Source organism: Agromyces cucurbitae, from assembly GCF_058349945.1.
Map to the genome: position 1 here is coordinate 232,850 of NZ_JBYRES010000005.1, position 14,167 is coordinate 247,016.

Genomic DNA, 14,167 nt, shown 5'->3' on the forward strand with positions numbered 1-14,167 from the left:
GCACTACGCTACCCCCTCGGCCTCCGCGTTCGAACTCACAGCCGACCGTGATGGGCGAGGCCCTACGCTTTCACCATGAGCCCTGAGCGCCGCAACGAACCCGCCGACCTCGTCGAGGAGATGTCGCGCCCCGTTGCCCCCGCCGACCCCGACGACCTCGCGGTCTCGCGCGACGAGCACGGCCCCGACCTGCCGAACATCCCGCTGCTCGACGACGCGCTCAGCCACGACACCGCGGTCGAGGTGAAGCCGAAGTGGCGGGGCTGGATCCACGCCGGCACGTTCCCCGTGACGATCGCGGCCGGCATCGTGCTCATCTGCCTCGCCCAGGGCGCCCCGGCGAAGTGGGCGTCGGCGGTCTTCATGCTCACGTCGATGCTGCTGTTCGGCAACTCGGCGCTCTATCACCGGTTCAACTGGAAGCCGAAGACGAAGGTCGTGCTCAAGCGCATCGACCACGCGAACATCTTCCTGCTCATCGCGGGCACCTACACGCCGCTCGCGATCCTCGCGCTGCCGCCCGACAAGGGGTGGGTGCTGCTCGCGGTCGTCTGGGGCGGGGCGCTCGTCGGCATCGGCTTCCGCGTGTTCTGGATCACGGCGCCGCGCTGGCTCTACGTGCCGATCTACCTGCTGCTCGGCTGGGCGGCGATCATGTACATCGTCGACCTCGTGAACGCGAACGTCGCGATGATGGTGCTCGTGTGCGTCGGCGGCGTGCTCTACACGATCGGCGCGGTCGTCTACGGCATCAAGAAGCCCAACCCGTGGCCCGGGGTCTTCGGATTCCACGAGATCTTCCACGTGTGCACCGTGCTCGCGTTCATGTGCCACTGGACCGCGACGCTGCTCATCGCGATGGCGCCCGTCTACCACGTCGGCTGACGGGCGATCCGGCTCAGTTCGAGGGTCGCCGGTCGTCGTCGGGCGCCTCGCCCGATGCATCCGGCCCGTCGCCCTGGTCGAACGAGGAGAGCTCCGCATCGCGCGCGGCCGCCTCGTTCTCGGCCTCGATCTGCGCGCGCACCTGGGCGCGGTAGTTGGTGCGGCGGATGCGGCGGACCATGTCGAGGACGAGCAGCACGACGGCCACCATCACGAGGAACGTGACGACGAAGCCCCACACGCCGGGGGTGACCGTGTCGGGGTCGAACTCCTCCTTGCCGTCGGCGAGGATCAGCGTCGCCGAGGACAGCACGGAACGGAGGGAGTCGACGAGCATCGGGCGGCCTTTCGGGGATGGATCCCGCCCTCAGGAGGCGGGTTTAGGCTTGAAGCAGCCTAGTCGATCCACCTCCGAAGGAGCCCCGTGACCACCTCCCTCGACGAGCGCTACGGCCGCACGCGCCGCAACCGCTCGCGTGATCGGCTGCTGCTCATCGCCGGTGCCGTCGCCGTCGCCGTGGTGCTCGTGGCCTGGGTCGTGTGGGCCGGCCTCGACGGCCAGAAGCCGCAGGTCGAGGTGACCGACACGGGGCACCGGCTCATCAACGAGGAGCGCGCCGTCGAGGTGAGCTGGAATCTCTCGGTGCCGCCCGGCAACGAGACGGCGTGCATCGTGCAGGCGCTCAACGCCGACTTCGCGATCGTCGGCTGGAAGACGATCATCGTGCCGCCCTCGACCGAGCACATCCGCGCGCTCACCGAGACCGTACGCACCGCACAGGAGGCGAACACGGGTTTGATTTACCGCTGCTGGCTCACCTAACATAGGTCATTCGCCCCGACCCATGTCGGGGCGACACGTCTATCCGGCGCGGTCTCGCGGGCTCCCTGCCCGCGATGGCGACCGCACCGGGTATCCCGACACAGGAGTGTGCATCATGGCGCAGGACGCCACTGTCACCTGGCTCACCCAGGACGCCTACGACCGCCTCGCCGGCGAGCTCGCCGAGCTCTCGACGACCGGTCGCGAGGAGATCGCGAAGCGCATCGAGGCCGCGCGCGAAGAGGGCGACCTCAAGGAGAACGGCGGCTACCACGCCGCGAAGGACGAGCAGGGCAAGATCGAGGCCCGCATCCGCCAGCTCACCGAGCTGCTGAAGACCGCCGAGGTCGGCGAGGCGCCCGCGTCGAAGGGCATCGTCGAGTCGGGCACCGTCATCACCGCGGTGATCGCGGGCGACGAGGAGACCTTCCTCATCGGCAGCCGCGAGATCGCCGGCGACTCCGAGCTCGACGTGTGGAGCGAGCAGTCGCCGCTCGGCGCCGCGATCCTCGGCCTCAAGGTCGGCGAGAAGACGAGCTACACCGCGCCGAACGGTCGCGAGATCGCCGTCGAGATCACGAGCGTCGACACGTGGGGCGGCCAGTAGGCCTGCCCGCCTGATCGAACGCGAAGAGCGGATGCCTCGGGGCATCCGCTCTTCGCATATCCGCGACGCGCCCGTTCAGTCGTCGAGCACGACGGGCTCGTACCCGGCCCGGCGCAGCACCTCGACGACCTCGGCCCGGTGCTCGGGGCCGCGGGTCTCGACCGAGATGTCGATCTCGACCTCGGAGATCTGCATGCCGCGCCCGTGGCGCGTGTGCAGCACCTCGACGACGTTGGCGTGCGCGCCCGCGAGCAGTTCGGCGACCCGCACGAGCTGGCCGGGGCGATCGGGCAGCCCCACGCGCACCGTCAGGTAGCGGCCGGAGGCGGCGAGGCCGTGCGCGATGACGCGCTGCATGAGCAGCGGGTCGATGTTGCCGCCCGAGAGCACCGCGACGACCGGTCCGTCGCTCGGCACGGCGCCCTTCATGATCGCGGCGACCGCGACGGCGCCCGCGGGCTCGACGACGAGCTTCGCGCGCTCGAGCAGCACGAGCAGGGCTCGCGCGATGTCGTCCTCGGTGACGGTCACGACCTCGTCGACCGCGTCCTGGATGATCGCGAAGTTGAGCTCGCCCGGCCGGTAGACGGCGATGCCGTCGGCGATCGTGGGCACGACCGGCACGCTCTGCGGCGAGCCGGCCGCGAGCGACGCGACGTAGGGGGCGGCGTTCTCGGACTGCACGCCGATGACGCGGATCGTACGGCCCTCTGCGGCGGCCCGCTGCTTCGCGGCGCTCGCGATGCCCGCGGCGAGGCCGCCGCCGCCGATCGGCACGACGATCGTGGCGGCGTCGGGCGCCTGGTCGAGGATCTCGAGCCCGAGGGTGCCCTGGCCCGTGACGACGTCGACGTGGTCGAACGGCGGGATCACGACGGCGCCCGTCTCGGCCGCGAACGCGGCGGCCGCCTCGAGCGTCTCGCCGACCGAGGCGCCCGCGAGCACGACGTCGGCGCCGTAGGCCTTCGTGGCCTCGAGCTTCGGCAGTGCGACGCCCACGGGCATGAAGATCGTGGCCCTGATGCCGAGCTCGCGCGCGGCGAACGCGACGCCCTGGGCGTGGTTGCCGGCCGACGCGGCGACGACGCCGCGCGCCCGCTCGTCGTCGGTGAGCGACGACATGCGGTGGTAGGCCCCGCGCAGCTTGTACGAGCCGGTGCGCTGCAGGTTCTCGCACTTGAGCCGCACGGGCGCCCCGAGCACGCGCTCGAGGTAGCGGGAGGACTCCATGGGCGTCGTGCGCGCGACGCGGGCGACGACGGCCCGGGCGGCTTCGAAGTCGGCGAGCGCGGGGCCGGCGATCGTGTGGTTCAACTCGTTCATTCTCCTCGCTGGAAGCCGGGTCGCTGCGGCACCGTGCGCCACAGCGGCGAGCGCACGGCGACGGTGGAGGGTGGAGCGTCGTCCTTCCAGTCGCCGCTCGAGACGTACAGGATCATGACGTTGACGACGGCGGCGAACGGCACGGCGAACAGGGCGCCGGGGATGCCGGCGAGCAACGAGCCGGTCGCGACCGCGACGACGACGCCGAGCGGGTGCACCTTGACCGCCGTGCCCATGATGAGCGGCTGCAGCACGTGCCCCTCGACCTGCTGCACGAGCAGCACGATGCCGAGCATGATGAGGGCGGGCCACAGCCCGTTGTAGACGAGGGCGACGAACACGGCGAGCGCTCCCGTGACGACCGCGCCGACGATCGGGATGAACGACCCGAGGAAGACGAGGATCGCGATCGGTACCGCGAGCGGCAGCCCGAGGAACCACGCACCGAGGCCGATGCCGATCGCGTCGATCGTCGCGACCAGGATCTGCACCTTCACGAAGTTCTGCAGGGTCTCCCACCCGGCCTGGCCGGCGCCGTCGACCGCCGCCCGGGCGCGTCGGGGGAAGATGCCGACGAGCCAGTTCCAGATGCCGCGGCCGTCGATGAGCATGAAGAGGGTCGCGAAGAGGGCGAGCAGCATGCCGGCGAGGAAGTGCCCCACCGTCGTGCCCACCGAGAGCGCACCGCTCCAGATGACGCTCATGTCCTCCTGCACGGTCTCGACCGCCTGCGCCATCCAGTCGTTGAGCTGCGCCTCGGTGAGGTGCAGGGGGCCGTCGAGCAGCCAGGCGCGGAACTCGTCCCAGGCGACGAGCGACTGGGCGCCGAGCTCGCCGGCGCCGCGCGCGATCTGCCAGATGCCGAGCGTGAGCAGGCCCCCGACGACCGCCAGCGCCGAGAGCATGGCGACGGCGACCGCGAGCCACTTCGGCCAGCGACGGCGTTGCAGGAAGCCCGAGAACGGCACGAGCAACGCGCTCAGCAGCACGGCGACGAGCAGCGGGATGACGATGAGCCGCAGTTGGATGACGAGGAAGACGACCACCGCGAGCACGCCGCCGACGAGCAGCAGCCGCCACGACCAGGCCCCCGCGACCCGCATGCCGTACGGCACGCTCGCGTCGGCGTCGCGCGGCGCCGTCGCGGCTCCCGCCCCCTGCGTCGGCTTCGGCGCCGGCTTCGCCGCACCGCCGAACCCGAACCACCGTCGGGCGCGCCGCCCGGCTCGTTCCGCCCCGCCCGAGTCCGCCATTCGTCCAGTCTAGGCACGCCGTATGCGCGAACGAGCATGTCGCCGACATCCCTCGGCGGCCGCGGTCAGCCGCGCCGGGCCGATGCCGCGAACGGATGCCGCGCGGAATGTCGGCGGTTGACGCTAGCGTCGGACGCATCATGGTCGACGTCGTCAGTCCCGCCCTCGCCCGCCGCATCGCGCTCGCCGCGCAGGGGTTCGCCCGCCCCGTGCCCGACGCCGCGGGTACCCGCGCGCTCGGCGGAGTGGTCGATCGACTGGGCCTGCTCCAGATCGACTCGGTCAACGTGTTCGAGCGCAGCCACTACCTGCCCGCGTTCAGCCGGGTCGGCGACTACGACCGCGGCCTGCTCGACCGCATCACGTCGGGTCGGCGGGGGCGCATGGTCGAGTACTGGGCGCACCAGGCGGCGTACATCCCCCGCGAGCTCTGGCCCCTCTTCGAGTTCCGCCGCGACGAGTACCGCCGGGCGGGCAGCGACTGGGGCGGGTGGGTCGCCGACGAGCACGGGCTCGCCAACTGGCTGCGCGCCGAGCTCGCCGAGAAGGGCCCGCTTCGGGCGAGCGAGATCGAGCACGACGCGAACGTGCGGCGCGGCCCCTGGTGGGGCTGGTCCGACGTCAAGCGCACGCTCGAGATGATGTTCCGCACGGGCGACGTGGTCTGCGTCGACCGACAGCGGTTCGAGCGGGTCTACGCGCTGCCCGAGCAGGCCCTGCCCGCCGAGCTGCTCGACTCGGCGCCGCCGGTCGACGAGGCCGTCCGCGCCCTCGTCGAGCGCGCGGCCGCGGCATACGGCATCGCGACCGAGGCCGACCTCGCCGACTACTGGCGCATGAAGCGGGCGCCGGTCCGGCAGGCGGTCGCCGAGCTCGAGGCGCAGGGCGTGCTCGTGCCGGTCGAGGTGCCGGGCTGGCGCACGGGCTCCCGGGCGACGCCCGCCTGGCTGCATCGCGACGCGCGACGGCCGCGTCGCATCGAGGCGGCGGCGCTGCTGTCGCCGTTCGACCCGGTCGTCTGGTTCCGGCCCCGCACCGAGCGGCTCTTCGACTTCCACTACCGCATCGAGATCTACACGCCCGAGGCCGACCGGCAGTTCGGCTATTACTCGCTGCCGGTGCTGCTCGACGATCGGGTGGTCGGCCGCGTCGACCTCAAGAGCGATCGCAAGGCGGGGGTGCTTCGCGTCCAGTCGGCGTGGGCCGAGCCGGGTGCGCCCGACGAGACCGCGGCGAGGCTCGTGCCGGTGCTGCACCGCGCGGCCTCCTGGCAGGGACTCGGCGAGGTCGTCGTCACCGGTCGCGGCGACCTCTCCCCCGCCCTGGCCGCCGAGCTCTCGGCCGCGGCGTAGCGGCTCCGCGTCAGCGCCCGATACTGCGCCGCTGCTAGAAGCTGCCGCCCATCTCCTCGAGACGCTTCACGCGATCGGGGATCGGCGGGTGCGTCGCGAACAGCCGGCTCATGAGGCCCGGCTTGAGCGGATCGGCGATCCAGAGGTGGGCCATCGACGAGTTCTGCCGCTGCATCGGCCGGCCGTAGGCCTCGAGCTTCTCGAGCGCGCGGGCGAGCGCGTCGGGGTGCCGGGTGGTCATCGCGCCCGTGGCATCCGCCAGGTATTCGCGCTGGCGTGAGACGGCCAGTTGCACGAGGCTCGCCACGAGCGGGGCGATGAGCATCGCCACGAGCCCTGCGACCATGACGATCGGGTTCGAGTTGTTGTTGCGGCCGAAGAACGCCATGCGGACGAACATGTCGGAGATGAAGCCGACGGCGACGACGAGGCCGAAGACGATCATCGACAGCCGGATGTCGTAGTTGCGCACGTGGCCGAGCTCGTGCGCCATGACGCCCTCGAGCTCGGCGTCGTCCATGATCTCGAGGAGCCCGGTGGTCGCCGCGACGACCGCGTGCTGCGGGTCGCGCCCGGTCGCGAAGGCGTTCGGGGCCGGGTCGGAGATCACGAACACGCGGGGCATGGGAGTGCCGGTCGTGATCGACAGGTTCTCCACCGTGCGCCAGAGGCGCGGGTGGTCGGCCTTCGACGTGATCTCGACCGCCCCCGACATCGAGAGCGCCTGCCGATCGGCGGTGAAGTACTGGATGAGCGCGTAGCCCGTCGCCACGACGACCGTCACCACGACGATCGTGGGGTCCTGGTAGATGACCGCGGCCAGCCACCCGAGCCCGCCGATGATGGCGAGGAAGAACAGGATGATGAAGACGGTGTTGCGCTTGTTCTTGGCGATCGCGCGATACAAGGCCGACCCTTAGAACTGGACGCGCGGAGGCTCGGCGATCGACGCGGCCTCGGTGACCTCGAAGAAGTCGCGCTCGTGGAAGCCGAGTCCGCGCACGAAGAGCGTGTTCGGGAACACCTTGATCTTCGTGTTGAGCTCGCGCACGCCGCCGTTGTAGAACCGGCGCGAGGCCTGGATCTTGTCTTCGGTGTCGACGAGCTCGGCCTGCAGCTGCAGGAAGTTCTGGCTCGCCTGGAGCTGCGGGTAGGCCTCGGCGACCGCGAAGATCGACTTCAGCGCCTGCTGCATGTGGTTCTCGGCCACGCCCGCCTCGGCCGGCCCCTGCGCCTGCAGGGTCTCTGCGCGGGCCTGGGTCACCGATTCGAACACGGACTTCTCGTGCGCCGCGTAGCCCTTGACAGCCTCGATGAGGTTCGGGATCAGGTCGGCACGGCGCTTCAGCTGCACCGTGATGTCGCTCCACGCCTCGTCGACGCGCACGTTGAGGGTGACGAGGGAGTTGTACGTGGCCCAGAGGTAGATGCCGATGATCACCACGAGCGCGACGACGATGATGACGGGGATCAGCCATTCCATGGCACGGACTCCTAGCGCGTTCGGCAGAGATCTGGGGCTGCAACAATCCTACCGATCGTGCCCGGCGCGAAACGTGCTTCCCATGAGACTCGGAGGATCCCTCGGGGTGCCTCCGGGGCTAGGCTCAGGAACGTGAGCGAGCGCACGACCCGACGTCGCCCCGGGCGCCCGAAGGGCGCGAAGCCGGGCGACACGAGGGCGCGCATCCTCGCCGCGGCGACCGAGGAGTTCGGCGAGCGCGGCTACGAGGCGGCGTCGATGCGCGCGATCGCCCGTCGGGCGGGGGTCGACCCCGCGCTCGTGCACCACTACTTCGACGACAAGCAGCAGCTCGTCACCGAGGTCGTGGAGGTGCCGCTGCAGCCCGATCGCCTCGTGCAGACCGCGCTCGAGGGCCCCCTCGACGACCTCGGCGACCGCCTCGTCCGCGCCGTGATCACCGCCTGGGACTCGGCGAAGGTGCGCCCGGCGGCGGTCGCTGCGCTCCGCTCGGCCATCGGCCAGGGGCCTGTCTCGCGGATGCTCCGCGAGTTCCTCCGGCGCGAGATCATGCATCGCATCGCCGAGCACCTCGAGGACGCGCCCGACGCCGAACTCCGAGCCGAGCTCGCCGCCTCGCAGCTCGTCGGCGTCATCATGGTGCGCTACGTGCTCGAGTTCGAGCCGCTGGCCTCGCTGCCGACCGATGAACTGGTCGCGCGCGTCGGGCCGGCCGTGCAATGGCATCTGACCGGTCGTCCGCCGGGGTCCTGAGCGCTCGGGCCTGAGGCGTCGGCCCGGCACGCCTGCCGGTCGCGGATGCCTCGCGTCCCACGCGGATTTCCTGCGCCGCACTCCACTTTCGTGCGCGTTGCTCGACAACGGCCACGACCGGAGGGCATGATCGTGGCACTGTCCCTCGACCGGAAGAGAGAGATGCGCAAGAAGATGTTCGCGGCCCTCGCGGCCCTCGCCACCGTCTGCGGCCTCGCAGTCGGTGCCGCCCCCGCCCAGGCGTCCACCGGCGGCACCGCCGACGCCGAGCTCCACCCCGACGTCGGGCTGATCGCGTTCTACGACGGCACCGGCCGCTTCCGCTGCAGCGCGACGCTCGTGTCGCCGACCGTCGTCATCACGGCCGCGCACTGCACGCTCGGCACCCTCGGCAAGACCCTCGTCACGTTCGACACGTTCCTCGACGACGCCCCGCCGAGCTTCCTGCCGACGGCCGAGGACCCCGAGGCCGGGTACACGGCCGAGGAGCTCGCCGACGCGGGGTACCTCTCGGGCACCGCGTACACGCACCCGCAGTACTCCGACTTCACCGACCTGAAGAACTGGAACGACGTCGGCGTGATCGTGCTCGACGAGCCGGTCGCGTCGCACGGCGACGGCTACCCCGAGATCGCGGCGACCGGCACGCTCGACGGCATCGCCCAGAAGTCGCTGTCGAAGACGCTGTTCACGGCGGTCGGCTACGGCACGGAGGTGCGGCAGGAGGGCGACAACATGAAGCCCGAGCCCGAGAGCTACCCGATCCTGCGTCGCTACGTCGAGATGCCGGGCCAGAAGCTCACGCCGCAGATCCTGCAGACGAACGGCAACGAGAAGGACCCGTGGGGCACGGGCGGCACCTGCTTCGGCGACTCCGGCGGCCCCGTCTTCCTCGACGGCGAGCTCGTCGCAGTGACGAGCTACGGCTACACCTCGAACTGCCGCTACCTCGGCGGCTACCAGCGCGTCGAGATCCCCGTCGTCGACGAGTGGCTCGCGGAGTTCGGTCTCTAGGCGCGAAGCCGCGAAGCACGTCGCGAACGGGCGGATGCCGCGGCATCCGCCCGTTCGTCGTTCCGTCGTGCGGCCGGGCCGACCACTCAGGCGGGGACGCGCACCCCGTCGAGCACGCGCTCGAGGTACGGGTTCGCGAAGCGACGCTCGGGGTCGAGCTCGTCGCGCACCGCGAGGAAGTCGTCGAACCGCGGGTACACGTCGCGCAGGGTCTCGGCCGTCTGCGTGTGCATCTTGCCCCAGTGCGGGCGCCCGGCGTGGGCGCGCATGATCTCCTCGACCGCGGCGAAGTACTCGCGCTGGTCCTCGCGGAAGTACCGGTGCACGGCGATGTAGCCCGACTCGCGCCCGTGGGCCGTCGAGAGCCAGTTCTCGTCGGCTGCGGCAGCGCGCACCTCGACCGGGAAGCTGATGCGCCAGCCCTTGCGCTCGATGAGTGCGCGCACCTCGCGCAGTGCCTCGGGCACCTCCGCGAGCGGGATCGCGTACTCCATCTCGCGGAAGCGCACCGTGCGGTTCGTGACGAACACGTTCGGCGAGAAGTCCGCGAAGTCGCGTCCGCCCTGCAGGCGCTCGACCTGGCGCGCGAAGAACGGGATGACCCCGGGTGCGGCCGTGCCGAGCGCGCATACCCCGCGGAACACGCCGTTCGCGAGCAGTTCGTCGTCGAGCCACCGCGAGACCCGGCCGAGCGGCTTGCGCGGAGCGTCGCCCGGCAGCCGGGTGTTGGTCTTGGTCATCGCGACCTCGGTGTGCGGGTGCCAGTAGAACTCGAAGTGGTCGGCGCCGCGCACCCGCTCCTCCCACCCGTCGAGCACATCGGCGAGCGGCTCGGGCCGCTCGACGGCGTGCAGCACGTACCGCGGCACGAGCTGCAGCGTCACCTCGACGAGCACGCCGAGCGCGCCGAGGCCGAGGCGCACCGCCGGCAGCAGCTCGGGGCGCTCGGTCTCGCTCACCGCGATGAGCTCCCCCGTGCCCGTCACGAGCTTCGCCGCGACGATCTGCGTCGCGAGCCCGCCGAACCCGAGGCCGGTGCCGTGCGTGCCCGTCGAGGTGGCGCCGGCGATCGACTGCTTGTCGATGTCGCCCATGTTCGCGAGCGCGAGGCCGTAGGGTGCGAGGAGCCCGGGCAGGGTGTGCAGCTTCGTGCCCGCACGGAGGGTCACCCTGCCGGTCGCGACGTCGGCGTCGATGACGCCCGCGAGGTCGGCCAGGTCGAGCTGCACCCCGGGGGCCACGGCGATGCCCGTGAAGCTGTGCCCCGAGCCGACCGGCTTGATGCGCAGGCCCGACGCCGACGCGGCCTGCACGGCGCGCTGCACGGCCTCGGGCGAGTCGGGTCGCTCGACGCGCAGCGGCCGCACCGACTCCGTCCGGCCCCAATTGCGCCATGTTGCTCCGGTCGCGGTCACAGGAACGCCATCCCTTCTCCCCGATACGTCGGGATCATCTGCACGGTCTCGTTGCCGTCGACGACGGCGAACTCGTTGAGGTGCTCGGCGAGCTCACCCGACTTCGTGTGGCGGAACCACACCCGATCGCCGACGCCGAGCCGACGCGCAGCGCGACCCGAGACCGGGGTCTGCACCTCGCCCGCCATCTCGCGGGGTTCCATCACGAGCCCCTCGGGCCAGACGATGCGCGGCAGTCGGTCGGCGGCGGGCGGGCCGGAGGCGACCCAGCCGCCGCCGAGGATCGTCGCGTGGTTCGCGCTCGGACGACGGACGACGTCGAGTGCGAAGGCGGCAGCCGGCGCCGGCGTGAAGTGCTCGTACCCGTCGAACAGGTGCCCGCCGAAGAGGCCCGAGCCCGCGGCGATCTCGGTCACCGACGGGTCGGCCGAGGTGCGCTCGAGCGAGCCCGTGCCGCCGCCGTTGACGAACTCGAGGTCGGCGACCTCGCGCACCGCGGCCACGGCGCGGGCACGTCGCTCGAGCAGTTCGGGCATCGAGCGCGACTGCATCCAGCGATTGACCGCACCGTCGACGGGTCGCCCCTCGGGGCGGTTCACGACGCCCGCGATCTGCGCCTCGTACGACATCATGCCGACGAGCTCGAACCCCGGCCGCTTCACGATGTACGCGGCGAGCGCGCGGGCGTCGGCCGGCTCGTGCACGGGCGAGCGGCGCACGCCGAGGTGGCCGAGCACGGGTGCGTCCCACGAGGCGTCGAGCTCGAGGCAGACGCGGACGGCCTCGCGCTTCGCGGGCGGCAGCACCGCGTCGACGAGGTCGAGCTGGGCGGGCGAGTCGACCATGAGGGTGACCCTGGCGGCGAAGTCGGGGTCGGTCGCGAGCCGCCGGATGCTGCCGCGCTCGGCGGTCGGATACCCGACGACCACGTCGTCGACCGTGTCGGCGAGCCAGAGCGCCTCGGCGAGCGTGTAGGCGAGCACTCCTCGGTAGCCGGGCATCGCGAGCAGCCCCTCGATGACGCTGCGCACGCGGATCGACTTGGACGCGACGCGGATCGGGGTGCCGTTCGCGCGCCGCAGCATGTCGAGCGCGTTGTGACGCAAGGCGCCGAGGTGCAGGGCGCCGACAGGTGCATCGAGGTGACGCGTCGCCTCCGTCAGCCGGGGCCAGTGGTCGGCCGGGCGGCGCCAGGTCGCGGCATCCGCGACGGGGGTGCCGGTCTTGCGCAGGTCGAGCATCGTCATCAGCGCACGCTCCGAACGCGGGCCACCGCGAAGGCGCCCGCCGTCGAGAGGGCGGCCCCGAGCAGGAAGACGAGCATGAACGAGCCCGAGACGACGACCGCGGCCGCGCCGATCATCGGGGCGACGGCCTGCGGAACGGCCGAGGCGATGTTCATGATGCCCAGGTCTTTGCCGCGGCTCGCCGCGTCGGGCAGCACCTGCGTCGCGAGCGCCTGGTCGACCGAGAGGAAGCAGCCGTAGCCGAGGCCGAGCATGCCGGCGGCGACCATCGCGACCGTGAGGTCGGGGAACAGGGCGAGGAGCAGCGCCGCGAGCCCCTGCAGGGCCGACGCGACGAAGACGAACTGCTTGCGGCGCCCGAGCTTGTCGGAGAGCTTGCCGCCGACGAGCGAGGCGAGGATCACGAACACCATGTAGACGAGCGTCAGCACGATGAGGTCGTCCTCGGCGTGCTCGTCGTTCAGCTGGAACATCAGGAAGTACAGCAGCAGGCTCGTGCCGAGCGCGTTGCCGGTCGAGACGAGCACACGGCTGAGCAGCGTCCAGCCGAAGTCGGGGTGCTTGCGGGGGCTGATCCAGAAGCCCGCGATGATCGTGCGTAGTGTCATCGGCGTGCGCAGGGCCGGCGCGAGCGGTTCGTCGTGCCGCGTGAGGAAGGGCACGGCGAGCACGACGAGCAGCACCGCGAGCAGCACGTAGCCCAGCGCGGCGTCGGTGACGAGCTCGGTCACGAGGATGAGTCCGACGATGATGCCCACCGCCTGCGGCGCCGACATCCAGCCCGACACGAAGCCGCGCTGGTTCACGGGCACCTGGTCGGAGATCGTCGCGGTGAGCGCGGCCGTCATGATGCAGAAGCCGATGGATGCCGCCACCCAGGCCGCACCGATCGCCCACATCTGCGTCTGCACGCCAAGCAGCACGAGCGAGATCGCGAAGACGAGCGCACCGATGAGGATCCACGGGCGACGACGGCCGAACCGGCTCGTGGTGCGGTCGGAGAGCGCTCCGGTCAGCGGGTAGGCGATGATCGTCGCGACCGCGGCGATGCCCGAGATGGTGCCGAAGGCGACGACCGAGTCGACCCAGTGCTCGGGCTGCAGCTGTGCGTCGATCTGGGCGGGCAGCAGGAGCTGCACGGGGGTGAGCTGCGCCATCCAGATGCCGAGCCACACCGTCGCGAACGCGGCGATCCAGCCGCCGCCGACGCGCCGGGTCGGCTCCGCATAGGCGGCGGGCGCGGTCAGGGGTTCGCCGTTCGACGGGAGGGCGGGGTCGGTTCGGGTCATCGGGGGTCTGCCATTCTCGAGACGGCGTCGGCAGCCGCCGCCGCGACGCGGGCCGCGGCCGCGTCATCGCGGTCGACGAGCCAGGTGATGGTGAGCCCGTCGCTGAAGGCGACGAGCACGCGGGCGACCTCGGCGACGGGCAGGCGCCAGGTCGAGTGCGTGAGCTCGGCGGCGGCCTCGAGGGCCTCGACGAGCAGTTCGACGTAGCGCGCGTACTGGGCGACGGCGAGTGGGTGCCGTTCGGGCGAACGCAGCGCGTACTGGGTGAGCTCGAGCATCGCCTGCTCGTGCTCGGGGTCGGCGCGAAGGTGCTCGAAGTAGCGCAGCATACCAGCCTCGAGCAGGTCGCGGAGGCTCGCACCCTGCTCGGCGGCCGCGGCGAGCTCGTCGACCGCGATCGCCTTGCGCTCGCGTGCGACGACGACGCCGATGAGCTCGTCGATGAGCTCGTCGCGCGATTCGAACGCGTAGTGGAAGCTCGCGAGGCTCATGCCGGCCTCGGCGACGATGGCACGCGTGGTGGCCTGCGCGAGCCCCTCGCGGGAGACGACGCGCAGCGCCGCCTCGGTGAGGGCCGCCCGACGATCGGTCGCCGACATCCGCGTCATCACGGCCTCCTGCTCCTTCGCGGGTGCACGGCCCCGCGGCGATGCGGCGACCATGACTGGGACATTTGACCCAGTTGGATAAGTATGCAGCATCGCGGCGGTGATCGCCACGTCG

Annotated in this window: 15 protein-coding genes; 6 read left to right on the plus strand and 9 right to left on the minus strand. The window is 71.4% G+C overall.

Annotated elements, in window-relative coordinates:
* The first annotated feature begins 75 nt into the window (after positions 1-75).
* Entirely contained in the window at positions 76-885 is an 810-nt protein-coding gene (trhA, locus tag AC3RJ6_RS18255) for a PAQR family membrane homeostasis protein TrhA (protein ID WP_491428555.1), read from the plus strand.
* 13 nt (positions 886-898) lie between these two features.
* On the opposite strand, the gene AC3RJ6_RS18260 is transcribed toward trhA, so the two are convergent.
* Positions 899-1,222 carry a hypothetical protein gene (locus AC3RJ6_RS18260; RefSeq protein ID WP_491428556.1) on the minus strand — a complete coding sequence of 108 codons (324 nt, stop codon included), beginning with the start codon at positions 1,220-1,222 and terminating at the stop codon, positions 899-901.
* An 87-nt stretch (positions 1,223-1,309) separates the two neighbouring features.
* Between AC3RJ6_RS18260 and AC3RJ6_RS18265 the strand changes: the two genes are divergently transcribed.
* Both AC3RJ6_RS18265 and greA read left to right on the plus strand, forming a co-directional pair.
* Entirely contained in the window at positions 1,310-1,708 is a 399-nt protein-coding gene (locus tag AC3RJ6_RS18265; protein ID WP_491428557.1) for a DUF4307 domain-containing protein, read from the plus strand.
* 115 nt (positions 1,709-1,823) lie between these two features.
* Positions 1,824-2,315: a transcription elongation factor GreA gene (greA, locus tag AC3RJ6_RS18270; protein WP_491428558.1), complete on the plus strand. Its 492-nt coding sequence runs from the start codon at positions 1,824-1,826 to the stop codon at positions 2,313-2,315.
* A 75-nt stretch (positions 2,316-2,390) separates the two neighbouring features.
* Here greA and ilvA read toward each other — a convergent pair whose 3' ends face one another.
* Both ilvA and AC3RJ6_RS18280 read right to left on the minus strand, forming a co-directional pair.
* A complete protein-coding gene (ilvA, locus tag AC3RJ6_RS18275) occupies positions 2,391-3,629 on the minus strand; it encodes a threonine ammonia-lyase (RefSeq protein WP_491428559.1) in 1,239 nt (412 codons plus the stop codon).
* Positions 3,630-3,634: 5 nt separating this feature from the next.
* Positions 3,635-4,891, minus strand: coding sequence for an AI-2E family transporter (locus AC3RJ6_RS18280; RefSeq protein ID WP_491428560.1), 1,257 nt, complete (start codon positions 4,889-4,891; stop codon positions 3,635-3,637).
* Between the two features lie 140 nt (positions 4,892-5,031).
* Here AC3RJ6_RS18280 and AC3RJ6_RS18285 point away from each other — a divergent pair, with 140 nt between their 5' ends.
* Complete coding sequence (locus AC3RJ6_RS18285) at positions 5,032-6,243, plus strand: winged helix-turn-helix domain-containing protein (protein ID WP_491428561.1); 1,212 nt, start codon at positions 5,032-5,034, stop codon at positions 6,241-6,243.
* Positions 6,244-6,277: 34 nt separating this feature from the next.
* On the opposite strand, the gene AC3RJ6_RS18290 is transcribed toward AC3RJ6_RS18285, so the two are convergent.
* Both AC3RJ6_RS18290 and AC3RJ6_RS18295 read right to left on the minus strand, forming a co-directional pair.
* Positions 6,278-7,150 carry a M48 family metalloprotease gene (locus tag AC3RJ6_RS18290; protein WP_491428562.1) on the minus strand — a complete coding sequence of 291 codons (873 nt, stop codon included), beginning with the start codon at positions 7,148-7,150 and terminating at the stop codon, positions 6,278-6,280.
* 9 nt (positions 7,151-7,159) lie between these two features.
* Positions 7,160-7,726, minus strand: coding sequence for a LemA family protein (locus tag AC3RJ6_RS18295; RefSeq protein ID WP_244853219.1), 567 nt, complete (start codon positions 7,724-7,726; stop codon positions 7,160-7,162).
* Between the two features lie 132 nt (positions 7,727-7,858).
* Here AC3RJ6_RS18295 and AC3RJ6_RS18300 point away from each other — a divergent pair, with 132 nt between their 5' ends.
* Both AC3RJ6_RS18300 and AC3RJ6_RS18305 read left to right on the plus strand, forming a co-directional pair.
* Positions 7,859-8,479, plus strand: coding sequence for a TetR/AcrR family transcriptional regulator (locus AC3RJ6_RS18300; RefSeq protein WP_491428563.1), 621 nt, complete (start codon positions 7,859-7,861; stop codon positions 8,477-8,479).
* A gap of 162 nt (positions 8,480-8,641) precedes the next feature.
* On the plus strand, positions 8,642-9,493 hold the full coding sequence (locus tag AC3RJ6_RS18305; protein WP_491428564.1) for a S1 family peptidase: 852 nt from the start codon (positions 8,642-8,644) through the stop codon (positions 9,491-9,493).
* 86 nt (positions 9,494-9,579) lie between these two features.
* Here the strand turns inward: AC3RJ6_RS18305 and AC3RJ6_RS18310 are convergent, their stop codons facing one another.
* Genes AC3RJ6_RS18310 through AC3RJ6_RS18325 form a run of 4 tightly spaced genes read right to left on the minus strand, consistent with a single transcriptional unit; the run spans position 9,580 to position 14,106 of the window.
* On the minus strand, positions 9,580-10,908 hold the full coding sequence (locus AC3RJ6_RS18310; protein ID WP_491428565.1) for a D-arabinono-1,4-lactone oxidase: 1,329 nt from the start codon (positions 10,906-10,908) through the stop codon (positions 9,580-9,582).
* Positions 10,905-12,149, minus strand: a complete 1,245-nt coding sequence (locus AC3RJ6_RS18315) for an alanine racemase (RefSeq protein ID WP_491428660.1) — start codon at positions 12,147-12,149, stop codon at positions 10,905-10,907. The genes AC3RJ6_RS18310 and AC3RJ6_RS18315 overlap by 4 nt, the downstream gene beginning before the upstream one ends.
* Before the next feature lie 5 nt (positions 12,150-12,154).
* On the minus strand, positions 12,155-13,444 hold the full coding sequence (locus AC3RJ6_RS18320; protein WP_491428566.1) for an MFS transporter: 1,290 nt from the start codon (positions 13,442-13,444) through the stop codon (positions 12,155-12,157).
* On the minus strand, positions 13,441-14,106 hold the full coding sequence (locus AC3RJ6_RS18325; protein WP_491428567.1) for a TetR/AcrR family transcriptional regulator: 666 nt from the start codon (positions 14,104-14,106) through the stop codon (positions 13,441-13,443). Before AC3RJ6_RS18325 ends, AC3RJ6_RS18320 begins: the two co-directional genes overlap by 4 nt.
* Positions 14,107-14,167: the final 61 nt, after the last annotated feature.